At 72.5% G+C, this 21,549-nt stretch carries 21 protein-coding genes; 13 read left to right on the top strand and 8 right to left on the bottom strand.

Features of this window, described 5'->3' with window-relative positions:
* Window positions 1-4: 4 nt before the first annotated feature.
* Window positions 5-925: a 1-phosphofructokinase family hexose kinase gene (locus tag OOJ98_RS31870; RefSeq protein WP_267058579.1), complete on the top strand. Its 921-nt coding sequence runs from the start codon at window positions 5-7 to the stop codon at window positions 923-925.
* Window positions 926-977: 52 nt separating this feature from the next.
* On the opposite strand, the gene OOJ98_RS31865 is transcribed toward OOJ98_RS31870, so the two are convergent.
* The gene (locus OOJ98_RS31865; RefSeq protein WP_267058578.1) at window positions 978-1,979 is read right to left on the bottom strand and encodes a carbohydrate-binding protein; all 1,002 of its coding nucleotides are present in this window, start codon (window positions 1,977-1,979) and stop codon (window positions 978-980) included.
* A gap of 109 nt (window positions 1,980-2,088) precedes the next feature.
* Window positions 2,089-3,762 carry a diguanylate cyclase CdgB gene (gene cdgB, locus OOJ98_RS31860; RefSeq protein WP_267058577.1) on the bottom strand — a complete coding sequence of 558 codons (1,674 nt, stop codon included), beginning with the start codon at window positions 3,760-3,762 and terminating at the stop codon, window positions 2,089-2,091.
* Window positions 3,763-4,107: 345 nt separating this feature from the next.
* Between cdgB and OOJ98_RS31855 the strand changes: the two genes are divergently transcribed.
* Window positions 4,108-4,671, top strand: coding sequence for a flavin reductase family protein (locus OOJ98_RS31855; RefSeq protein ID WP_267058741.1), 564 nt, complete (start codon window positions 4,108-4,110; stop codon window positions 4,669-4,671).
* 66 nt (window positions 4,672-4,737) lie between these two features.
* Here the strand turns inward: OOJ98_RS31855 and arfB are convergent, their stop codons facing one another.
* Window positions 4,738-5,172 carry an alternative ribosome rescue aminoacyl-tRNA hydrolase ArfB gene (gene arfB / locus OOJ98_RS31850; RefSeq protein ID WP_267058740.1) on the bottom strand — a complete coding sequence of 145 codons (435 nt, stop codon included), beginning with the start codon at window positions 5,170-5,172 and terminating at the stop codon, window positions 4,738-4,740.
* A 188-nt stretch (window positions 5,173-5,360) separates the two neighbouring features.
* Between arfB and OOJ98_RS31845 the strand changes: the two genes are divergently transcribed.
* Window positions 5,361-5,936 (top strand): TerD family protein, encoded by a 576-nt coding sequence (locus OOJ98_RS31845; protein WP_267058576.1) that lies wholly within the window; start codon window positions 5,361-5,363, stop codon window positions 5,934-5,936.
* A 437-nt stretch (window positions 5,937-6,373) separates the two neighbouring features.
* The gene (locus tag OOJ98_RS31840; protein WP_267058739.1) at window positions 6,374-7,876 is read left to right on the top strand and encodes a M4 family metallopeptidase; all 1,503 of its coding nucleotides are present in this window, start codon (window positions 6,374-6,376) and stop codon (window positions 7,874-7,876) included.
* Between the two features lie 76 nt (window positions 7,877-7,952).
* Here the strand turns inward: OOJ98_RS31840 and OOJ98_RS31835 are convergent, their stop codons facing one another.
* Together OOJ98_RS31835 and OOJ98_RS31830 are read right to left on the bottom strand one after the other, a co-directional pair.
* Complete coding sequence (locus OOJ98_RS31835) at window positions 7,953-9,338, bottom strand: M1 family metallopeptidase (protein ID WP_267058738.1); 1,386 nt, start codon at window positions 9,336-9,338, stop codon at window positions 7,953-7,955.
* Window positions 9,339-9,493: 155 nt separating this feature from the next.
* Window positions 9,494-10,060 (bottom strand): heme-binding protein, encoded by a 567-nt coding sequence (locus tag OOJ98_RS31830; protein WP_267058575.1) that lies wholly within the window; start codon window positions 10,058-10,060, stop codon window positions 9,494-9,496.
* A 205-nt stretch (window positions 10,061-10,265) separates the two neighbouring features.
* Between OOJ98_RS31830 and OOJ98_RS31825 the strand changes: the two genes are divergently transcribed.
* From OOJ98_RS31825 to OOJ98_RS31815, 3 genes are all read left to right on the top strand, one after another.
* Window positions 10,266-11,711 (top strand): sensor histidine kinase, encoded by a 1,446-nt coding sequence (locus OOJ98_RS31825; RefSeq protein ID WP_267058574.1) that lies wholly within the window; start codon window positions 10,266-10,268, stop codon window positions 11,709-11,711.
* Window positions 11,708-12,337: a response regulator transcription factor gene (locus OOJ98_RS31820; RefSeq protein WP_267058573.1), complete on the top strand. Its 630-nt coding sequence runs from the start codon at window positions 11,708-11,710 to the stop codon at window positions 12,335-12,337. Before OOJ98_RS31825 ends, OOJ98_RS31820 begins: the two co-directional genes overlap by 4 nt.
* A gap of 397 nt (window positions 12,338-12,734) precedes the next feature.
* Window positions 12,735-13,235, top strand: coding sequence for a hypothetical protein (locus OOJ98_RS31815; RefSeq protein WP_267058572.1), 501 nt, complete (start codon window positions 12,735-12,737; stop codon window positions 13,233-13,235).
* Between the two features lie 31 nt (window positions 13,236-13,266).
* Here OOJ98_RS31815 and OOJ98_RS31810 read toward each other — a convergent pair whose 3' ends face one another.
* Window positions 13,267-13,950: a pentapeptide repeat-containing protein gene (locus OOJ98_RS31810; protein WP_267058571.1), complete on the bottom strand. Its 684-nt coding sequence runs from the start codon at window positions 13,948-13,950 to the stop codon at window positions 13,267-13,269.
* Between the two features lie 150 nt (window positions 13,951-14,100).
* On the opposite strand from OOJ98_RS31810, the gene OOJ98_RS31805 reads away from it, so the two are divergent.
* The 4 genes from OOJ98_RS31805 (at window position 14,101) to OOJ98_RS31790 (ending at window position 17,477) form a co-directional block, all read left to right on the top strand.
* Complete coding sequence (locus OOJ98_RS31805) at window positions 14,101-15,357, top strand: NAD(P)/FAD-dependent oxidoreductase (RefSeq protein WP_267058570.1); 1,257 nt, start codon at window positions 14,101-14,103, stop codon at window positions 15,355-15,357.
* Window positions 15,358-15,472: 115 nt separating this feature from the next.
* Window positions 15,473-16,225, top strand: coding sequence for a DUF6879 family protein (locus tag OOJ98_RS31800; protein WP_267058569.1), 753 nt, complete (start codon window positions 15,473-15,475; stop codon window positions 16,223-16,225).
* Window positions 16,222-17,064, top strand: coding sequence for a helix-turn-helix transcriptional regulator (locus OOJ98_RS31795; protein WP_267058568.1), 843 nt, complete (start codon window positions 16,222-16,224; stop codon window positions 17,062-17,064). Before OOJ98_RS31800 ends, OOJ98_RS31795 begins: the two co-directional genes overlap by 4 nt.
* A 188-nt stretch (window positions 17,065-17,252) precedes the next feature.
* Window positions 17,253-17,477, top strand: coding sequence for a hypothetical protein (locus OOJ98_RS31790; RefSeq protein ID WP_267058567.1), 225 nt, complete (start codon window positions 17,253-17,255; stop codon window positions 17,475-17,477).
* 16 nt (window positions 17,478-17,493) lie between these two features.
* Here the strand turns inward: OOJ98_RS31790 and OOJ98_RS31785 are convergent, their stop codons facing one another.
* Window positions 17,494-17,979, bottom strand: a complete 486-nt coding sequence (locus tag OOJ98_RS31785; protein WP_267058566.1) for a GNAT family N-acetyltransferase — start codon at window positions 17,977-17,979, stop codon at window positions 17,494-17,496.
* Window positions 17,980-18,085: 106 nt separating this feature from the next.
* Between OOJ98_RS31785 and OOJ98_RS31780 the strand changes: the two genes are divergently transcribed.
* A complete protein-coding gene (locus tag OOJ98_RS31780; RefSeq protein WP_267058565.1) occupies window positions 18,086-18,790 on the top strand; it encodes a rhomboid-like protein in 705 nt (234 codons plus the stop codon).
* On the opposite strand, the gene OOJ98_RS31775 is transcribed toward OOJ98_RS31780, so the two are convergent.
* Window positions 18,787-19,521: a thioredoxin domain-containing protein gene (locus OOJ98_RS31775; protein WP_267058564.1), complete on the bottom strand. Its 735-nt coding sequence runs from the start codon at window positions 19,519-19,521 to the stop codon at window positions 18,787-18,789. The two genes, OOJ98_RS31780 and OOJ98_RS31775, sit on opposite strands and share 4 nt — an antisense overlap.
* 282 nt (window positions 19,522-19,803) lie before the next feature.
* Between OOJ98_RS31775 and OOJ98_RS31770 the strand changes: the two genes are divergently transcribed.
* Window positions 19,804-21,195 (top strand): FAD-binding oxidoreductase, encoded by a 1,392-nt coding sequence (locus OOJ98_RS31770; RefSeq protein WP_267058563.1) that lies wholly within the window; start codon window positions 19,804-19,806, stop codon window positions 21,193-21,195.
* The last annotated feature ends 354 nt before the right edge of the window (window positions 21,196-21,549 follow it).

Below are 21,549 nucleotides of genomic sequence, written 5' to 3'. Positions count from 1 at the left end.
CCCCGTGATTCTGACCGTCACGCTGAACACCGCACTCGACCTCACCTACCGCGTCCCCGCCCTCGTCCCGCACGCGAGCCATCGCGTGGAGGAGGTCACGGAGCGCCCCGGCGGCAAGGGCCTCAACGTCGCGCGGGTGCTCGCCGCGCTCGGCCACGAAGCCGTGGTGACGGGCTTCGCGGGCGGCCCGAGCGGCGAGGTGCTGCGCGGGCTGCTCGCCGGGCTCGCGCCCGTCGACGCGCTCGTCCCCGTCGCGGGCGCCACCCGCCGCACGATCGCCGTGGTCGACGCGGCCACGGGCGACACGACCCAGTTCAACGAGCCGGGCCCGCTGGTGTCGCCCGCCGAGTGGGAGGCCTTCCTCCGCGCGTACGGAGGGCTGCTCGACGGCGCCGACGCGGTGGCCCTGTGCGGGAGTCTGCCGCCGGGGCTTCCGGTCGGCGCGTACGCCCAGTTGGTGCGCCAGGCCCGTACCGCGAAGGTGCCGGTGCTCCTGGACACCAGCGGCGAGGCGTTGCGGCGCGGCATCGCGGCCCGGCCCGACCTGGCCAAGCCCAACGCCGACGAGCTGGCCCAGCTGACGGGTTCGCGGGAGCCGCTGCGGGCGGCCCGTGACGCGCGCCGACGCGGCGCCCGCACGGTGGTCGCGTCGCTCGGCGCGGAGGGCCTGCTCGCCGCGTCACCCGACGGGCTGTGGCAGGCGGCCCCGCCGGCCGCGGTGCGCGGCAATCCGACCGGCGCGGGCGATTCGGCGGTGGCCGGTCTGCTGTCGGGCCTGGTCGAGGGTCTGGACTGGCCGGGGCGTCTGACGCGCGCGGTGGCGCTGTCCGCGGCGACCGTACTGGCGCCCACGGCGGGCGAGTTCGACGCGGAGGCGTACACGAAAATGCTCGGCTCGGTGCGCGTGACCGAGCACGCGCACTGAACCGAGCGGGTTTCGCGGGGGACTTCAGAAACCGGGCCTCAGGAGCCGGGCCTCAGGAGCCGGACACCAGCCAGAACTGGTCGATGTTGGCGTTGCACTGGTTGCCCTGCTCGCAGGAGAGCTTGATCTCGTTGGCACCCTTGTCGAGCTGCACTATGGCGTACGTGCTCTGCCAGCCCTTGGCCCAGTCGCCCGCCGGGGAGTTCGCGAAGTTCTTCATGTTCATGGGGCGCGACTCGGGCTTGCCGTTGAGCGTTATCGTCGCGCTCGCGTCGGTGCCGGGGATGCCGTAACGCAGGTACAGCCGGTACGAGCCAGCCTTCTGCACGGTGGGCTTCCAGGTGACCGATGCGCCCACGTTGTTGAAGTTGCCGACGAACGCGCCGCCGGTGCCCTTCGCGCCGGGCACGTTGGTGCCGACCTGAGCGGGGCCGCCGAGCGTCAGCGTCGCCGCGTCGCCCTTGGGGAGGGCGGCGGGCGCGGAGTCCGAGGGCGAGGGGTCGGTGCTGGGCGTCGCGGGCTGACCGGACGTGGAGCTGCCGGGCTTGGCGGCGTCGTCCTTCTTGTCCTTGCTGTCGCCGTTGCTGGCCAGCGCCACGGCGATGCCGATGACGACCGCCGCGACCACGGCGACCGCGCCGATGAGCAGCCCCTTGGTGTTGGGGCCGCGGCCACCACCGCCGTTCTGCTGCGGGGGCGGACCCTGCCGGGGCGGGGCGCCGCCGGGGTAGGTCTCCGGGGCCGCGTACTGCGCGGTCGGCTGCCCGTACTGCTGGGGCGGGATCGGCTGGGCCTGCTGCGGGGGTCCCTGGTACTGGCCCTGGTACTGCTGCTGCGGGATCTGTCCGTACTGGCGCTCACCGACGGTGCGCACCTGGTTGTACGACGTCCTCGGGACTCCGGGCTGCTGCTGCCCCACCGTCGGACCCGGGTAGCCGTAGCCGCCGCCGGTGCGGGGCGGGTTGGCACCTGCTGCCTGCCCGTCCTCGTACAGGTAGCCGAACGGATCGTCGTCCTCGGGGGTGTTCGCGCCGTTGTTGCCGGGCGTCGTCATCCGGGGTCACTCCTCACTGTCCGCCAGCCGTCGCCGACCGGCCGAGCCTACCCCGAACAGACCGCTGCCCGATCTGGCCCCGGTCACACATGATCCGTTTCCGGTCCGCTCAGCCCGCGCGGCGGTGGACCTTGGAACGCGACCGCTTCTCGATGTACATCCGCTGGTCGGCGGAGCGCAGGACCTCCTCGACGGACATCCCGCAGCTGGCCCAGCCGATGCCGAAACTGGCCCCGACGCGGACGGCCCTGCCGTCCACCCGGATGGGCGGGATGATCGCGTTGCGCAGCCGAACGGCCAGGTCGGCGGCGTCCGCGGAGCCGAGGCCGTCGGCGAGGACGACGAATTCGTCACCGCCGAGGCGGGCCACGGTGTCGCCGTCGCGGACCCCGGTGGTCAGGCGCCGGGCGACCTCGATGAGGACGGCGTCCCCGGTGTGGTGGCCGAACCTGTCGTTGATCGACTTGAAGCCGTCGAGGTCGCAGAAGAGCACCGCGAGCCCCTTCGTACCGTCGTCGATCTCACTGTCGGGGGCCACGGTGTGGACATGGTGGTCGTAGGGTCCGCCGCCGGGCAGGGCGTCGAAGTCGAAGCCGTCGGCGCGGAACGCGTGGCCGTGCACTTCGGCCTCGGCCGCGGGCGCGGGGTGCCCGTACGCCGCGTCGAGGGTCTCGGCCGCACTCGCCGGGCCGGTCGAGTGCGGCCGGGGACAGAGCCGCGCCGAGAGCCTCGCGCGCAGCTCGGCGCTGTTGGGCAGGCCGGTGAGGGCGTCGTGGGAGGCGCGGTGGGCGAGCTGGAGCTCGTGCCGCTTGCGGTCCTCGATGTCCTCGACGTGGGTGAGCAGGAAGCGCGGGCCGTCGGCGGTGTCGGCGACCACGGAGTTGCGCAGGGACACCCAGACGTAGGTGCCGTCGCGCCGCCCGAGCCGCAGTTCGGCGCGGCCGCCCTCGGCGGAGGTGCGCAGGAGGGTCCCGATGTCCTCGGGGTGCACGAGGTCGGCGAAGGAGTAGCGCCGCATGACGGAGGCGGGCCGGCCGAGCAGCCGGCACAGCGCGTCGTTGGTGCGCAGGAGCCGGCCGTGCTGGTCGCCGCCCATCTCGGCGATGGCCATGCCGGAGGGCGCGTACTCGAAGGCCTGGCGGAAGCTTTCCTCGCTGGCGCGCAGGGCCTGCTGTTCGCGCTCCAGGCGGACGAGGGCGCGCTGCATGTTTGCGCGGAGCCGGGCGTTGCTGATCGCAATCGCGGCCTGGGAGGCGTACATCTGGAGCGCTTCGCGCCCCCAGGCGCCGGGCTTGCGGCCGTTGCGGGGTTTGTCGACGGAGATGACGCCGAGGAGCTCCTGGGTGCCGCCCGAGGAGTACATCGGGGCGTAGAGCCGGTCCTGGGGGTGCCACTCGTCGGCGAAGCGGGGGTCGGGGCCCTCGGTGTACCACTGGGGGACGTCGTCCTCCAGGAGCACCCAGCCCTCGGTGTACGGGATGAAGCGGAGCCCGTCCCAGTCCTCGCCCATGGACAGGCGCCGGTCCCAGGAGGTGCGCGAGCCGACCCGCCCGGTGATCAGGGCCTCGGCCGCCGCGTTGCCCGCGAAGGCGGCGACGACGAGGTCACCGTCGGGGCGTACGAGATTGACGCAGGCCAGCTCGTAGCCCAGCCCGGCGATGACGCCGTCCGCAACGGTCTGCAGCGTGTCCGCAAGGCTGCGGGCCGTGTTCAGCTCCCCGACCACCTGGTGCAGCTGCCGCAGGGTCGCAAGACGGACGTAGGGCTCCGACTCGGTCTCCATTGCTCGCTCTCCCCGAGACCTCGACAGCAACTCCTGGCTTCAGATCGACATTCCTTTTCGTACTGTCCCGCCACTGAATCACAGCGAGCTGTCTAGCCGGTACACAGGGTCAACAAATAGTGCTCTCTGTGACTCAAGTCACAACAGATGGTGGGGGGTTGGCCGTTCTTTCCGCCTTTGCCCCCTACCCTTCCTGAACGCAAACTGAGAACGGCCCGGGAGCCGCCTGGGAACCGGCGGCCCGCCCGGTCCGGACCGGGGCGACTCCGCCGAAGGTCCTAGGTCCCGGCTGGTCCCGGGGCCCGATGTGGTCCGCGGTGGCAGGAGACTAGCGTTCCGTTTGTGTTGCAGACACCCCTTACCGGCGCCCTTTCCGCGCGTGACCCGGCGAACCCCCATCCTGTGGGGGTGAGCAATGACGAGTTCCGCGCCGCGATGTCCCGGCTGGCCGCGGGCGTGGTCCTGGTGACCGCGCACGACAGCGACCACGGGCCGCGCGGCGAAGACGTGGGCATGACCGCGACGGCCTTCCTCTCCGTCTCCCTCGACCCGCCCCTCGTCCTGGTGTCGCTGCGGTGCGGGTCGCGGATGGACGACCTGCTGGCGGAGCAGCCGCTGTGGGGGGTCTCCCTGCTCTCCGAGAGCCAGCGGCACATCGCCGGACGGTTCGCGATGAAGGGCCGGATCAGCGACCGGCTGCTGTTCGAGGACATCCCGTACAGCAGGGGCGAGGCGAGTGGCGCCCCACTGGTCGGCGGCGCGCTGGCGACGCTGGAGTGCCGCACCGAGCAGCGCGTCGAGGCGGGCGACCACACCCTCGCCATCGGCCGCGTCCTGACCGCGAGCCTGCCGAGCGCCGAGGGCGGCCCGCTGACGTACTTCCGGGGGCGTTACCGGCAGTTGGGGTGAAGCGGGACCAATCCGGCGCGTCCATGACGTATCCGTGCAGACGCGTTCGTACGGGGCGTCCGGGGGTTACCAGTCCCGCCCCGAGCGGCCCTTCTTCGTCTGGGCGCGCTGCTTCTTCTCGCGCAGGCGGCGCTCGTTGATGCCGCGCGGGATCTTCGTGGCCCGGCGCGGCTTGGGCGGCGGGGCGGTCGCCTCGGCGAGCAGGGCGGCGAGACGGACCGCGGCGGTCTCCCGGTTGCGCCACTGCGAGCGGTGCTCCGACGCGCGTACGGAGACGACGCCGCCCACCAGCCGGCTCGCGAGCCGGTCGAGGGCGCGGGCCTTCCAGACCTCGGGCAGCGCCTCGGTGGCCGCGAGGTCGAAGCGGAGCTCCACCTGCGAGTCGCTGGTGTTGACGTGCTGGCCACCGGGCCCTGACGACCTGGAGAAACGCCAGATCAGCTCGGCCTCCGGGAGGGAGACGGAGCCGCGGATGACATAGGGCCCGGACATGACATCCATGGTGACGGGTGCCCGGCACCGCGTCACCCTCTTTTCCCCGTGCCCGCCGCGCGGCTTTCGCCCTGACGGCCCCTTGGCAAAGAAAGCAAAGCGGGATGGAACCTCACGGTCCCCTGCCGACGTTATGGGGAATGACGGTAGCTTCGGGACGGCTCGAAGCCCGCACATCACGAAGAAGGGGACATCCCATGGCTGTAAGCCTGTCCAAGGGCGGCAACGTCTCGCTCACCAAGGAGGCCCCGGGCCTGACCGCCGTCACGGTCGGCCTCGGCTGGGACGTCCGCACCACCACCGGTACCGACTTCGACCTCGACGCGTCGGCGATCGCCGTGAACACGACGGGCAAGGTCTACTCCGACGGCCACTTCGTGTTCTTCAACAACAAGTCGACGCCGGACCAGACCATCGTCCACACCGGTGACAACACCACCGGCCAGGGCGAGGGCGACGACGAGGCGATCAACGTGAACCTCGCGGGCCTGCCCGCCGACGTCGACAAGATCGTCTTCCCGGTCTCCATCTACGACGCCGAGAACCGCTCGCAGAACTTCGGCCAGGTGCGCAACGCGTACATCCGGATCGTCAACCAGGCCGGCGGCGCCGAGATCGCCCGCTACGACCTGAGCGAGGACGCGGCGACCGAGACCGCGATGGTCTTCGGCGAGCTGTACCGCAATGGCGCGGAGTGGAAGTTCCGCGCCGTGGGCCAGGGCTACGCCTCGGGCCTGGTCGGCATCGCGCAGGACTTCGGCGTCAGCGTCTGACGTTCCGCGCCCGACGTCCCGCGCGCGATCCCGACTGCGAGATCCCGCGCATGACGTCCCGCGCTTGAGGTGCCCCCGGCGTTGATCGCCGGGGGCACCTCCATGTCCGCCCCGCCTTGCCCCCGGGGCCGCGGCCCACGCCCCGGTACTGCCGTGACCGGGGCGGCGCCATGTGCACATCTGGTGCACGTGTGTCGATGGAACCGACACACACATCCCTCAGCCTGTCCCCCAACTCCCTTGCCAACGGCCGGAATTCGCCGTTGAGCGGACAGTGGCGCACCCCATTCGGACACGATCAGGTCAAATACTTGTCGCGTCACTGTCAAGAAGTGGTCATCGGCTGGCAGTCTCCAACTCGCCCCCACAGAACGAGTGAAGGAGACCACCGAGTGCGAACCACTCTGCGTGCCGCCGCTCTTGCTGCATCCGCCGCCATGGTCGTCGTCGGCGTCCAGGCCGGCTCCACCGCCGGTGCCGCCGACCGCGCCGCCGGCGCCACCGCGCTGGACCTCACCACCGCCCAGCGCGCCGACGCCCTGAGCGCGGCGCAGGACGCGGCCCCCGCCGCCGCCCAGCACCTCGGGCTCGGCGCCAAGGAAAAGCTCGTCGTCCGCGATGTGATCAAGGACGCCGACGGCACGGTCCACACCCGCTACGAGCGCACCTTCGACGGCCTGCCCGTCCTCGGTGGCGACCTCGTCGTTCACACCGCGAAGGACGGCGCCGTCAAGGGCGTCGACAAGGCGACCGACGCGAAGATATCCGTCGCCTCCACCACCTCGCTCAAGGCCGCCCCCACCGGCTCGCGCAAGGTCGTCTGGGCCGCCTCCGGCAAGCCCGTCCTCGCCTTCGAGCGCACCGTCACCGGCACCCAGCCGGACGGCACGCCCAGCCGCCGCGACATCGTCACCGACGCCGCCACCGGCGCCCAGCTCTACTCCCACGAGGAGATCGAGACGGGCACCGGCACCAGCGAGTACTCGGGCACGGTCACGCTCGGCACCACCAAGAGCGGCTCGACCTACAGCCTCAACGACGCCGCCCGCGGCGGTCACATGACGTACGACCTGAAGGGCGGCAGCTCCGGCAAGGGCACGCTCTTCACCAAGTCCACCGACACGTGGGGCAACGGCTCGCCGTCCAACCGCGAGACCGCCGCCGTCGACGCGCACTACGGCGCCGCCGAGACGTGGGACTTCTACAAGACCGAGCTCGGCCGCAACGGCATCGCGGGCAACGGCAAGGCCGCCTACTCGCGCGTCCACTACGGCAACGCGTACGTCAACGCGTTCTGGGACGACAGCTGCTTCTGCATGACGTACGGCGACGGCGAGGGCAACAAGAAGCCGCTCACCGCGCTCGACGTGGCCGGCCACGAGATGAGCCACGGCCTGACCGCCGCCACCGCCAAGCTCAACTACAGCGGTGAGTCCGGCGGCCTCAACGAGGCCACCAGCGACATGTTCGGCACCTCGGTCGAGTTCTACGCCAACAACGCCTCCGACAAGGGCGACTACCTCATCGGCGAGAAGATCGACATCAACGGCGACGGCACCCCGCTGCGCTACATGGACAAGCCGAGCAAGGACGGCGCGTCGGCCGACTACTGGTCGAGCGGCGTCGGCAACAAGGACGTGCACTACTCGTCCGGCCCGGCCAACCACTTCTTCTACCTGCTGTCCGAGGGCAGCGGCGCGAAGACGATCAACGGGGTGAGCTACAACTCGCCGACGTACGACGGCTCCAAGGTCACCGGGATCGGCCGGGTCAAGGCGTACAAGATCTGGTACAAGGCGCTCTCGACGTACATGACCTCGACCACCAACTACAAGGCCGCGCGCGCCGCGACCCTGAAGGCGGCGGGCGACCTGTACGGCACGACCAGCACCGAGTACAAGACGGTGGCGGCCACCTGGACCGCCATCAACGTGAAGTAATCCGCGCGCCGCACCGCGCGGCGCGTCCGCTCGACTCACCTGGTTCTACGGAGAGTTCGACGGGAAGCACGGGCCCCTACGGGGAATCCGGCTTGCCGTCCCCGTAGAGCCAGGTGTTCCACACCTCCGTGAGCCGGTGGCCCGCCTCCTCGTCCGCGAAGCGGGTGAAGTCCTTGGTCGAGGCGTTGGCGTGCCGGTGGGTGCGCAGCCAGTCCTGGAGCAGCGCGAAGAACTTCTCGTCGCCGACCGCCTCACGGATCTTGTGCACGACCATCGCGCCGCGCACGTACACCGGGCGGCCGGACACATCGGCGGCGGTCGGCGGGGCCGCGGGCGGGAACGCCCAGATCTCGTCGCCGTCGCCCTTCGCGTACTCGATGTCGAAGCGGTCCTGCGCGCTCATCCCGCCGTGGTCCTCGCTCCACAGCCACTCCGAGTACTGCGCGAACCCCTCGTTCAGCCACATGTCGCGCCAGGCGGCCGGCGTGACGGAGTCGCCGAACCACTGGTGGGCCAGCTCGTGCACCAGGGTGCTGAGGTCGAACTGGTCGAGCGGCATCACCGGACGGTTCTGCGTCTCCAGGGCGTACGCCGCGGACTTCGCCGGCGCGACGATCACGCCGGTGGAGGAGAACGGGTAGGGCCCGAACTTCGCCTCCTCCCAGGCGATGATGTCCGGCAGCTGCGCCACGACCTCGGCGGTCTTCTGCTTCGCGTCGGGGGCGACGGCGGTGTAGACGGGGATGCCGGACTTGGTGGTCCCCTTGTCGTCGATCTCGTAATGCCCGATCGCGAGCATCGCCAGATAGGTCGCCATGGGCTGCTTGGTCTGCCAATTGAACGTCGTGAGGCCGCCGTTGTGGGCCGTGGACGCCAACTCGCCGTTGGACACCACCTGAAGACCGTCGGGCACGGTCACCTTGATGTCGTACGTGGCCTTGTCGCTCGGGTGGTTGTTGGACGGGAACCAGGCCATGGAGCCGGCCGGTTCGCCCAGCGCGAGCACGCCGCCGTCCGCTGACTTCAGCCAGCCCTCCTGGGCTCCGTCGAGGTCGGTGATGGTCCTGGGCCTGCCCGAGTAGCGCACGTACGCCGTGAACGTCTCGCCGCGGTCCAGGTCCTCGTGCGGGCGCAGGGTCAGCTCGTCGCCGGCCCGGTTGACGGCGGCCGGCTCGTCGTCGACGGTGGCGGCGCGCACGTCCATCCCGGCGAAGTCGAGGTCGAAGGCGCTGAGGTCCTTGGTGGCCCGCGCCACGATGGTGGCGCCGCCCGACAGGTTCCCGCTCGCCGGGTCGTACTCCAGGTCCAGGCTGTAGTGCTGCACGTCGTAGCCGTCGTTGCCGAGCCTGGGGAAGAGCTGGTCGCGCGTGCCGGACGCACCCGGGGTGCCGGACACGCCGCCGTTGCAGGAGGTGACGGCGAGGGCGGCGAGCAGGGCGACGGCGATGCGGGCCGCGGCGATGCGTGCGGGTCGGCCACGGCGGGCCCCGGGCCCCTTCGGCGCCGTACGCCGCTCCGGTCGTTTGTCCACGTCTGTGATCCTACGGGCGCCCCGGCAACCCGGTGCCGGGGACGGCCCATTACCCCTCCGAGGGGCTACCTCGTCAATGCCGCGGGCTACTTCGTCAACGCGGCGACACCGGCCTGCGCGAACTTCTCGTCGAGGTCGCCGCTGGGGGCGCCGGCCACCCCGACGCCCGCGACCGGGGCGCCCTTGGCCTGGACGGGTGCCCCGCCGGCGAGGAACAGCGTGCCGGGGATGTCCTTGAGCCCGGGGGTCTGCGCGAGCCGCTTGGCGAGGTCGGAGGTGGGCGCGTTCCAGGAGACGGCGGTGTACGCCTTGCGCTCGGCCGACTCGGGGGACTGCGGGCCGGCTCCGTCGCCGCGCAGCGTGACCAGGGTGTTGCCGTTCCGGTCGACGACGGCGACCGACACCTTCTGGTGTTCCTTGGCGGCCGCGTCGAGCGCCGCCTGGGCGGCCTTGGTGGCGGCGGCGACGGTCAGGTGGGTGGAGGTGGTGAGGTTGCGGTCACCGGCGTCGGCCTTGACGGCGCTCGTGGCCGGGGCGGCGGGGGCCGCCGCGTTGGCGGAGACCACGCCGAACGTTCCGGCGGCGCCGATGGCGAGAGCGGTGACGGAGAGCGCGAGCTTCTTGTTCTGCACGGTGAGCTTCCTGTTCTGCATGGTGGGGCCCTTCTCGGCGGTGAGGTTCTGCTGTCGATCCTCACGGCGCGGACGCCCCTCTCCCGTCGGCGTACCGGCTCCTCCCGCGCAGCGGTACGGCCGACCCTCCCGTCAGCCGATCGGTTGATGCGAGGGTGGCCCCGCCGGGTGACGATGGGGACGTACGCGCAGGTGAGAGGTGAGAGATGGGAGGGAGGTGGCGGTGATGGCGCGGCACGATGCGGCGGGGCCGGGCGACAGATCGGCGGGGCCGGGTGGTGGTGCGGCCGGGCCGGGGGACGGATCGGCGGGGCCGGGTGGTGGTGCGGCCGGGCCGGGGGACGGATCGGCGGGGCCGGGTGGTGGTGCGGCCGGGCCGGGCGACGGATCGGCGGGACCGGGCAGCGACGCGGCCGGTACCGAGCGGTGGCTGCCTCTGGTCATGCACGCCGCGTTCTTCCTGCTGCTCGGCGCCTCGCTCGCGCGGTTCCTGATCCGCCACCCCGGCGAGCCCCGCACGCCGTGGATCATCGCGCTGTCCGCGACCTTGGCGGTGCTGTACGTGCTCGGGCCTGTGCTCGGCCCCGCCGTGGGCTCGGCACCCGGTCCCGCATCGGGTCCCGCATCGGGTCCCGCGTCCGGCTCGCGGGCGGTCGCGCGGCGGCTGGCCTGGCTCGGCGGGGTCGTCGCCACCTGGATGGTTCTGGTGGTGCTCGCGCCGAGCTTCGCGTGGTGTGCGGTGCCGCTGTTCTACACGGGGCTGCGCACGCTCCGGCCCCGCGCGGCCGTGGCGCTCGTCGTGGTCCTCACGGCGTTCGTCGTCACCGCCCAGGTCGAGCTGGCGGGCAACGGCTTCGACCCGAACCTCGTGATCGCGCCGCCCGCCGTCGCGGCGATCGCGACGGCCGTGTTCGTCCAGATGCAGCTCCAGGCCGACCGGCAGCGCGAACTCGCCGCCAAACAGCGGGAGTTGATCGACGACCTGCTGCGTACCCGGCGCGAACTCGCCGCCACCGAGCGCCGCGAAGGCACCCTCGCCGAGCGGCAGCGGCTCTCCATGGAAATCCATGACACCCTCGCGCAGGGCCTGTCCAGCCAGCAGATGCTGCTCCAGGCGGCCGACCGGGTGTGGTCCGCCGACCCCGGCACGGCGCGCCGGCACGTACGGACCGCCGAGTCCATCGCGGAGCGCAACCTCGCCGAGGCACGCCGCTTCGTCCACGATCTGGCCCCGGCCGACCTGGCGGCGGGCGGCGGCCTCGACGAGGCGCTCCGCGCGCTGGCGGCGCGGGAGTCCGCGGAATCGGGGGGCGTCGAGGTGCGCTGCCACATCGACGGGGCGCCGGTCGCGGAGCTGCCCGACCGGGTCGGCTCGGCGCTCCTGCGCATCGCCCAGGGCGCGCTCGCCAACGTGCGGGAGCACGCGGGGGCGACGACGGCGGCGCTCACTCTCACCTATCTGGGCGACCAGGTGGTCCTGGACGTCGCCGACGACGGCCGGGGCTTCACGCCGGAGGCCGGGGCGGGTGGGCGGGCGGAAAGAGTGCGGGGTCACGGGCTTCCCGCGATGCGGGTGCGGGCCGGGCAGCTCGGGGGCAGCCTGACCGTGGAGTCGGCTCCCGGCGAAGGCACCGTCCTGTCAGCGGCGATCCCCCTGGAGCCCCGGCCATGAAGAACGACCCCGTACGGATCCTGCTCTGCGACGACCACGCGGTGGTGCGGGCGGGGCTGCTCGCGCTCATCGGCAGCGAGCCGGACATCGAGGTGGCCGGGGAGGCGGGCAGCGGCGAGGAGGCGGTGGCCGCGGCGGCGAAGCTGAAGCCGGACGTGGTGTTGATGGACCTCCAGCTGGGCCCCGGCATCGACGGGGTGGAGGCGACGCGACGCATCTCCGTGACGGGGGTGCACGTGCTGGTCCTGACGACGTACGACACGGACGCGGACATCACGCGGGCGATCGCTGCGGGGGCGACGGGGTACCTCCTCAAGGCGGAGCGGCCCGAGGAGCTGTTCGCCGCGATCCGGGCGGCGGCGCAGGGGCGTACGACGCTGTCCGCGCCGGTGGCGGGGCGCGTCATGAACCAGCTGCGCGGCGCGTCCGGGCCCGCGCTGACCCCGCGCGAGCTCGACATCCTGGCGCAGCTGGCGGGCGGGCTGGGCAACCGGGACATCGCGCGGGCGCTGTTCATCAGCGAGGCGACGGTGAAGACGCATCTGGGGCGGATCTACGAGAAGCTCGGCGTCGACACGAGGGCCGGCGCGGTAGCGGTAGCCAAGGAACGCCGCCTCCTCAACTAGCCCCAGCCCCGTTCACGCCCTGAGCGCGCTCGTCCTCAATCGCCGGACGGGCTGAAGATGCCGATGCTGGGCATGCCGCCGAGTTCAGCCCACCTGGGGGCGCGGGGAACTGCGCGAGACGCGACCACGATCCGCAGACGAAAGCGGGGTTGCTGGGGCTCCGCCCCAGACCCCGTTCGCGCCCGAAAGGCGCTCGTCCTCAAACGCCGGAGGGGCTGAGGTGGCCCGCATGGGCCCGGGTCGAGCAGCCGGACAAGCTGAGGTGGCCCGCATGGGCCCGGGTCGAGCAGCCGGACACGCTGAGGTGGCCGCATGGGCCGGGGTCGAGCAGCCGGACATGCAGAGGTGGCCCGGGGCTCTCGTGGGGGTGGGCGGGGCGGCATGACACCATCGACCCGTGCTCGACATCGGCTACTCCCTATCCCGCCGCTTCCCCGACCCCACCCGCATCGACTACCGCACCGCGGACGTCTACACCCTCCGCCACGACCTGTTCTGCGGAGACGTCTACCTCGCCGACACCAAGGCGGACCGCGAGGTGTCCACATCCTGGGGATGGGTGCCGGTGCTCGACTTCGCGTGGGCGCTGTGCGACACCGTGGAGCTCCTCGACCGCGACCCGATGGGCTCGCGAGCCGCCCGCCCCCAGTACGCCGAGATCGACTTCACCGAGTCCTCCGACCGCATGCTCTTCGAGCGCCGCTTCGGCTGGGTCGACGTCGAGGCGGACTGGATGCCCGGCGACGAGGAACCCCTCACGTTCTCGCACGCCGAACTCCGCCGCGAGACAAGGGACTTCCTGCACGACCTGATCGCCGACCTGACCGACATGCACGAGGACCTCGGCGAGAACCCGGTGGTCTGGGACCTCCAGGCCCGCTTCCCCCGCATCGACTAGCAGCCGGCCGGCCCGCGGCACCGCCACCCCGTCACGCCTCCACCCGCACCCCCACCTGCGCCGCGAACGCCGGTGCCAGGTCGAGGAGTTGGGACGGGCTGATGACCGCGCCGGCCAGCCGTTCCACCCCGCGCGCGATGTCGAGCAGCGTCGCCCCGCGCAGATCGACGTCCGTCATCCGCACACCCGTGAAGTCGGCCCGGCGCAGCTCGCAGCCGCGGAACTCGACGCGGGTCAGCTTTGCGCCGCCGAAGTCGGGCTCCGCGAGCACACAGCCGTCGAAGACGACGTCACGCAGCACGGCCTCGCGCAGGTTCAGGTAGTCGATCTTCCCGCCCTTGATCAGCACCCGTTCGAGCACCGCGCCGTGCAGCTGCACCCCGCCCATCCGGACGTCCCGTACCTCCACGTCGCGCAGGTTGGCGCGCGCCAGGTCCGTACCGACGCCGCGGATGCCGGAGAGCACCGAGTCGATGAAGCGGGCCCCGGTGAGCCGGGTGTCGTCCAGGACGCAGCCGTACACGCCGCAGTCGAGGAAGCGCGCCCCGGTCGCCTGCTGGCGCGTCAGGTCGAGGTCCCTGAATTCCAGCCCGTCGTAGTCTCCCTCCGGCTCCAGCTCACCCGCGCCGAACGGCGCGAGGGGCGGCAGGCGCACCTCCACCCTGCGGGCACCCGCCGTAGCCGCCGTCTTCTTCGCACTCCGTGCCGCTGCCATGTCCCCATGCTGGACCATGGCACTGACAATCACCCCTGCTCGCGGCCGGGGGAACCCCTCACTCCGGACATTCACTCCCCGGACATGTCACATTCCCGGCCCGGCGTCCGTCCTGTTTCCACACGCACCCCCTACGGGACGGAGACGACGATGACGAGCGGCACGGCAAGGGGAACGACGGCCGGACCGGCCCCCGCACCGCACGGGCCGGGCGGCGCGGGCCGGTCCCGCGCGGGCCTGATCAGCGTCGTGGGCGGCGGCTTCGCCGGTCTGACGGCCGCGATCACCGCCGCCGAGTCGGGCGCGGCCGTCACCCTGTACGAGGCGCACAGCACCCTCGGCGGGCGGGCCCGCACCGCGTCGGCGCCGTACCGGACCAACGAGGGCCCGCACGCCCTGTACAGCGCAGGCCCGCACTGGTCCTGGCTCAAACAGCGCGGTCTGCTCGGCCCGGTCGCCTCCGTACGCCCCCGCGAGGCCCTCCGTTTCCGCTTCCACCGGGGCGGCGCCCTGCACCGCCTCCCGCCGCCCGCCCTGCTGCGGCTCGCCCGCACACCTCCCGAACTCGCCCCGGTGGACGCCGACTTCATGACGTGGGCCACCGGGCGGGTGGGCGCGAAGGGGGCCCGCGCGGCGGCGCACTACGTCGCGGTCGCCCTCTTCCACCACGACCCGGGGTCGCTCTCGGCCCGGTTCGTGCAGGAGCGGCTGCACCGCGTCGCGGGTCTCCCGCCGGAGGCCCGCTATCCGCTCGGCGGCTGGGGCGCGCTCATCGAGCGGATGGCGTCCCGCGCCCGGGAGCTGGGCGTACGGGTCGAGACCGGCGCCCGCGTGAGCGAGCTCCCCCGCCCCTCCGACGGGCCGATCGTCGTGGCGACCTCCCTCGACGCGGCCCGACGCCTGCTCGGCGACCCGCGCCTGCGGTGGCCGAGCGGCCGCACCCTCCTGCTCGACCTGGCCCTCACCCCGCACCGCGCGGACCCGTTCGTCGTCTCGGACCTGGACGCGCCCGGCTGGCTGGAGCGCTTCACCGTCCACGACCCGGGCCTCGCGCCCGCCGGCGAGCACCTCTACCAGGCGCACTTCCCCCTCGCCCAGCACGCGACGAAGGCCGACGGCGTCACGCACGCGACCCGCCTCCTGGACGCGGCGCTCCCCGCCTGGCGGGCCCGCACGAGCTGGCGCCGCGAGGCCCTGGCGGCCGGCCGCACCGGCGCGGTCGACCCGCCCACGACGACCTGGCGCGACCGCCCCGCCATCGCGAGAGCCCCCGGCCTGTACCTGGCCGGCGACCAGGTGGCCGCGCCGGGCATCCTGTCGGAGGTGTCCTTCACCAGCGGAATCGAAGCGGCGACCCTGGCCCTGAAGGACCTCGGCCGCGCCCGGCTGCACGCGCAACGGGGTTGAGCGGCAGGGGGGATGACAGTGCCGGAACGCGCGAATATCCGGGAATCACGCCGGACAGAACACCACGGCCGGTCCCATCCTGGTGCGCGAACCGTCCGATGAGAGGGGCACGACCATGGCTCGACGACTTCGATGCATCGGCACCAACTCCGGGAACGACGGCTGCCCGACCCTGTACGAGGACGAGGACACCGGGGAGATCCTGGTCCAGGGGAACGCGGTGACCGACCCGGACGACGTGGCCCAGCTCCGAGGCGTCGCACCGGGAGAGGGATTCGTCATGGTGCCGCGCGTACTCCTGGCCGACTTCGCCCCGAGGGAGGCGGTGCGGGTGCCCGTGATGATCGGCTTCGAGGAGTTCGGGACCATGTTCCGTACCTTCGAGCACACCGCCTGGCGGTTGGAGAGCCGTCGCCGCTACCAGGAGGACGAGACGACCGAGACCTACCGGCGGTTCGTCCGTGGCGAGGACGCCGGGTGGGACCTGGACGATCCCTGGTGTGTCTCCCGGCGCGAACAGCGCGCGCTGGGCAAGCGGTTCGAGCGCGTGCGCGTCGTGGACGCTCCCCCCACGCCGGGCCAGCGCTACCTGCTCGACAACGCCCGCCGCAACGGCGCCGTGGGCGAGGACATCCGCAACCTGTGGCGGAGCGACGCGGAACGCCTCGCGCTCCCGGCCGAGGATTTCTGGCTCTTCGACGCACGCGTCATCGCGCGGCTCCACTTCGACGGCGACGACCGGCTGACCGGCGTCGAACTGATCACCGACCCCGTGGAGGTCCTGCGCGCCTGCCAGGTGCGGGACGCCGCCTGGCACCACGCCATCGCCCACGACGTGTTCGCGGACCAGGTGCCGCCCGCAGAGTGACCACCGACTTCCAGCAGGCCAGGTTCGTTCTCGGTGCGCGGCTGCGTGAGCTGCGCACCGATCGGGGTTTCACGGGCAGGCGCCTGGCCGCCGAGCTCGGCTGGCCGCAGTCCAAGGTCAGCAAGCTGGAGACCGGGCGCCAGACCGCGACGGCGGACGACCTGGTCGCGTGGGCACACGCCACGGGACACCCGGAGGCGGCGGACGAGCTGACCACCCGGCTGCGGATCCTGGAGTCCCGGTCGCGCTCCTGGCGCCGCCAACTCACCGCCGGTCACCGGCCGGTGCAGGACACACTCACCGCCGAGTACGCGCGTTCCACCACGCTCCGGGCCTGGCAGGGCGCCATGGTCGTCGGCATGCTGCAGACAGCCGAGTACGCCCGCCACGTCTTCTCGCGCTATGTCGACCTGCACCGGTCGGTCCGCGACGTGGAGGAGGCCGTCCGGGCCCGGGTGCGGCGTCAGGAGATGCTGTACGCGCCCGGAAAGACCTTCCACATCCTGCTGTGGGAGCCCGCGCTGCACGCCCTGGTGTGCCCGCCGGCCGTGCTGGCCGCCCAGCTCGACCGGCTCAGCGGCGTCCTCGGCCTGGACACCGTGAAGCTGGGCATCGTGCCGTTCGGTGCACCGCTCAGGCTTCCGCCGGCCAACGGCTTCTGGCTGTACGACGAGCGGTTGGCGATCGCGGAGGACTGGCACGCGGAGCTGTGGCTGGACGACGCCGAGACGGTCGGCGTGTACCGCCGGGTCTGGGACGCCCTGTCCGAGTCGGCCGTCCATGGGGCCCAGGCCCACCGCCTGATCACTCGGGCGCGACGGGCGCTGGACACCACGTGAGAATCACCGGGAGGCGCTGCCGTCCGCGCGGGAATCATCGCGCATCGGAGCCCGTCTTCCGGTCCCCCGGTCCCTACCGTCCTTGAACAGCGCGCCGATCGGCGACGGCATCCACAGGTTCGGGAGGGACGAGGGATGGTCACGGCAAAGGAACGGACGCGGACACGGCACATCGAGGTGGGGCGCTGATGTGGGCCATCCCCCCCGACCCCCTCGACGCCTGGCTCTACGAGGCCGACCCCGTGCCGGGGTGCGGCGGGTGTGCCGAGGCCGTGGTGCGGCTGGATGCCGCCAAGCGGGCCGGTGACGCCACCGCCCGCTTCGAGGCCTCGGCCGACGTCCGGGCCCACCCCGCACACGGAGCCGACCGGACGGCCCCGCGCCGGGGCGGATCTCAAGGGCCGCCGCCCTGACGGCACTCGGGCCGCGTCAGACCCCCTCCCCCGGCGCACCGAGGCCGGCCAGCGCGCCGTCCGTCAGCCGGTACACCGTCCACTCGTCCTGCGCCCGCGCGCCCAGCGACTCGTAGAAGGCGATCGTCGGGGCGTTCCAGTTCAGGACCGACCATTCGAGGCGCTCGTAGCCGCGGGCCACGCAGATGCGGGCCAGCTCCGTCAGGAGGGCCCGGCCGTGGCCGCCGCCGCGGGCCTCGGGGCGTACGTACAGGTCCTCCAGGTAGATGCCGTGCACCCCGCGCCACGTCGAGAAGTTCAGGAACCAGACCGAGAAGCCGACCGGCTCACCCGACGCGTCCTGCGCGATGTGCGCGAACGCGGCGGGCCGGGCGCCGAAGAGGGCCTCGCGGAGCTGGGCCTCGGTGGCGCGGGCCTCGTCGGGGCACTTCTCGTACGCGGCGAGCTCGCCGATCATCCGGTGGATCACGGGGACGTCGTCAGGGGTGGCGGTGCGAATCATGCCCGCAGGTTAGGCCGCCCGTTCGCCGCCCCGTCCAGGTATTTCGCCCCGTGGACGGCCGATGTCGCTCCCACCGCCCGCGCCGCCCGCGTGCGTGAATCGGGGCATGAGGCTCCTTCCTCCCGGCGTGCGGCCGGTGCGTGCCGTGCTGGGTTACGTCCGCAGCGCGCCCGGCACCTACCTCTGGCTGGCGGCGCTGTTCGTCACCACCATCGCCATACACCACATGTCGCCGGAGTTCGAGACGGACTTCCTGCGGCAGCGCTCCACCAACATCCACGAGCTGTCGACCAACCCCCGCCGGGTCCTCATCGCGAGCGCGTTCTGGATCGACGGCGGCACCTGGTGGTCGTACGCCGTGCTGTACAGCGTCTTCCACGCACAGGCCGAGCGGTGGCTCGGCACGTGGCGCTGGCTGGCCGTCGCCTTCGGTACGCACGTGACCGCCACCTTCATCAGCGAGGGCGCCCTGCTGTGGGCGATCCGCCACGACTACGCCCCGCACACCGCCGTCAACACCCTTGATGTGGGCGTGAGTTACGCCCTCGCGGGGGTCGTCGCCGTGCTCACGTACCGCATCGCCCCGCCCTACCGGTACCTCTACCTCCTGGTCGTCCTCGTCCTCTACGGAGCCCCGCTGGTCGGCGGCCGGACCTTCACCGACCTCGGGCACTTCGCGTCCGTACTCATCGGGCTCGCCTTCTATCCGCTGACGCGCGGGCAGGGCGGCCCGCCGTGGAACCCGGCCGACGGCGTGCGCGCGACGGCCGGGTGGCTGCGGCGGCGCCGGGCGCCGGCGGGCGCGGACTAGGAGATGCCCGCGTCCGCGAGCACCTTCTTGAACGCCTCCGCGTCGAACATCGCCCGCCCGTCCCCGCCCGGCTTCTTGCCGTCGATGAGAACGGTGGGGCTGTTGTTGACGCCCGAGTCCTCGAACGCCGACTCCGCCGACTTCACGTAGTCCTTGTACGTGTTCTCGCGCACCGCCTGGTCGAAGGCGGCGCCGCGCAGCCCCGGCACCTGGTCGGCGATCTTCAGGAGGTTGTCGGTGGTGAACCCGTCGTCGGTCTCCTTCGCCGGCTGGCTGGCGAAGACGGCCGCGTGGAACTCGGGGAACTTGCCCCGCTCCACCGCCGCGCGCATCGCGTTGGCGGCCCGCTTGGAGCCGTCGCCGCCGAAGTTGGCGTCGAGGAACGAGGCGATGGTGTAGCGGACCTTGACCTTGCCGTCGGCGGCGAGCCGGGCGACCGCGCTCGCGCCGCCGGCCTCGAAGTGCTTGCAGAACGGGCAGCGCGGGTCCTCGTACACCGTCACGGTGTGGGGCGCGTTCGGATCGCCCACGACGATTTCCGCACCCTCCGCCTTCGCGGGCAGCTTCGCCAGCACGGCGGCGTCCGGCGAGGTCTTCACGGCCAGCTCCGCCTGCGACGACGCGCCGGAGTCCGACCCCTGCGACCCCGAGGAGCAGGCCGCCGCCGAGAGTCCGAGGGCGGTGGCCGCGGCCAGCGCGACACCGGCACGACGGAAACTGCGTACACGCATGGAGAGTCACCCTTCGACACACACGGACAGGAACACGTACACATACACGGACCCATACACGGACATGACGCCGCACATCGGCGCGGGCGCCGCGCGGAGACGACACAGGAACAAACGCGGCGAATCCGCCCGTCTCCCGACACTAAACACCCAGCCGCGCCGACCCCGCCGCCAAAGGTCCCGCCCCACGCCGCCATTGGTCCCACGGATTCCGCAACGCGGCCGCCACCTGCGGATTCCATGGGTGGACAGTTCCGGAAGGCGGGTGTACCAACAGGGCCCATGAGCACGATCAACGGCGGAGTCTCCTTCTGGTACGCAACCGACGGCCTGCCCGCCCCCCGCGAGCCGCTGCCCGGCGACGCCACGGCCGACGTGGTGATCGTCGGCGGCGGATACACCGGCCTGTGGACGGCGTACTACCTGAAGAAGGCGGCGCCCTCCCTCGACGTCGCCGTCCTGGAGTCCCGCTTCTGCGGCTACGGCGCCTCCGGCCGCAACGGCGGCTGGCTCTACAACGGCATCGCGGGCCGCGACCGGTACGCCGAGCTGCACGGCCGGGACAGCGCGGCGCGCCTCCAGGAGGCGATGAACGACACGGTGGGCGAGGTGGTGCGGGTGGCGTCCGAGGAGTCCATCGACGCCGACATCCACCAGGGCGGGGTCCTCGAAGTCGCCTACACACCGGCCCAGTTGGGGCGGCTCAAGGACTTCGTCGCGACGGAGGCCGCCTTCGGCGAGAAGGACCGGCTGCTGCTGGGCGCACGCGAGACGGCCGAGCGGATCCGGGTCGCGGGCGCGGTCGGCTCGACGTGGACGCCGCACGGCGCGCGCATCCACCCCGTGAAGCTGGTCAAGGGTCTCGCGACGGCGGCCGAGGGGCTGGGGGTGCGGGTGTACGAGTCGACGCCGGTCACCGAGATCCGCCCCGGGCACGCGGTCACCCCGTACGGGACGGTGCGGGCGCCCTACGTGCTCCGCTGCACCGAGGGCTTCACCGCCTCCCTGAAGGGGCAGCGGCGGGCGTGGCTGCCCATGAACTCCTCGATGATCGCGACGGAGCCGCTGGGGCCCGAGGTGTGGGACGCGATCGGCTGGGCGGGGCGCGAGACGCTCGGCGACATGGCCCACGCGTACATGTACGCGCAGCGCACCGCGGACGACCGCATCGCGCTCGGCGGGCGGGGGGTGCCGTACCGGTTCGGCTCGCGCACCGACAACGACGGCCGCACCCAGGCGTCCACGGTGTCGGCCCTGCGCGAGGTCCTGGTGCGCTTCTTCCCGCAGCTGGCCGGGGTGCGCGTCAGCCACGCCTGGTCGGGGGTGCTCGGCGTGCCGCGCGACTGGTGCGCGTCGGTCTCCCTCGACCGTGCGACGGGGCTCGGCTGGGCGGGCGGCTACGTCGGCTCGGGCGTGGCCACGGCGAACCTCGCGGGGCGTACGCTGCGGGACCTGGTGCGGCGGGACGCGGGCGAGGCGGGCGACACCGACCTGACGGCCCTTCCCTGGGTCGACCACAAGGTCCGGCTGTGGGAGCCGGAGCCGTTGCGGTGGGTGGGGGTACGGGGCATGTACGCGGCCTACCGCGGCGCGGACCGCCGCGAACTCTCCCGTCCGGCCGCGCGCACGGACCGCGTGGCACGGCTGGCCGACCGGATCGCGGGCCGCCACTAGCCCCTTGGCGGGGTGCCGGGCCCGGGACTGGGTCCGGGGCGGAGCCCCGGCAACCCCGCCTACGTCTGCGGACCGTGCCCACGTCCCGCGCAGTTCCCCGCGCTCCTGGCGGGGTTGACCTTGGCAGGGTGCCGATCCTCAGCATCCTCAGCGCGAACGGGGCCTGGGGCGGAGCCCCGGCAACCCCGCTTCCGTCTGCGGACCGTGCCCGCGTCTCGCGCAGTTCCCCGCGCCCCTGGCGGAATCGATGCCGGCCCGCATCGGCATCCCCAGCCCGTCCGGCGTTTGAGGACGAGCGCCGTTCAGGCGCGAACGGGGTCTGGGGCGGAGCCCCAGGGGTTTGGACCTCAGCCC

The sequence above is a fragment of the Streptomyces sp. NBC_00083 genome (assembly GCF_026343295.1).
Classification (GTDB): Bacteria; Actinomycetota; Actinomycetes; order Streptomycetales; family Streptomycetaceae; genus Streptomyces.
This window is presented reverse-complemented; position numbering and strand designations above follow the sequence as displayed.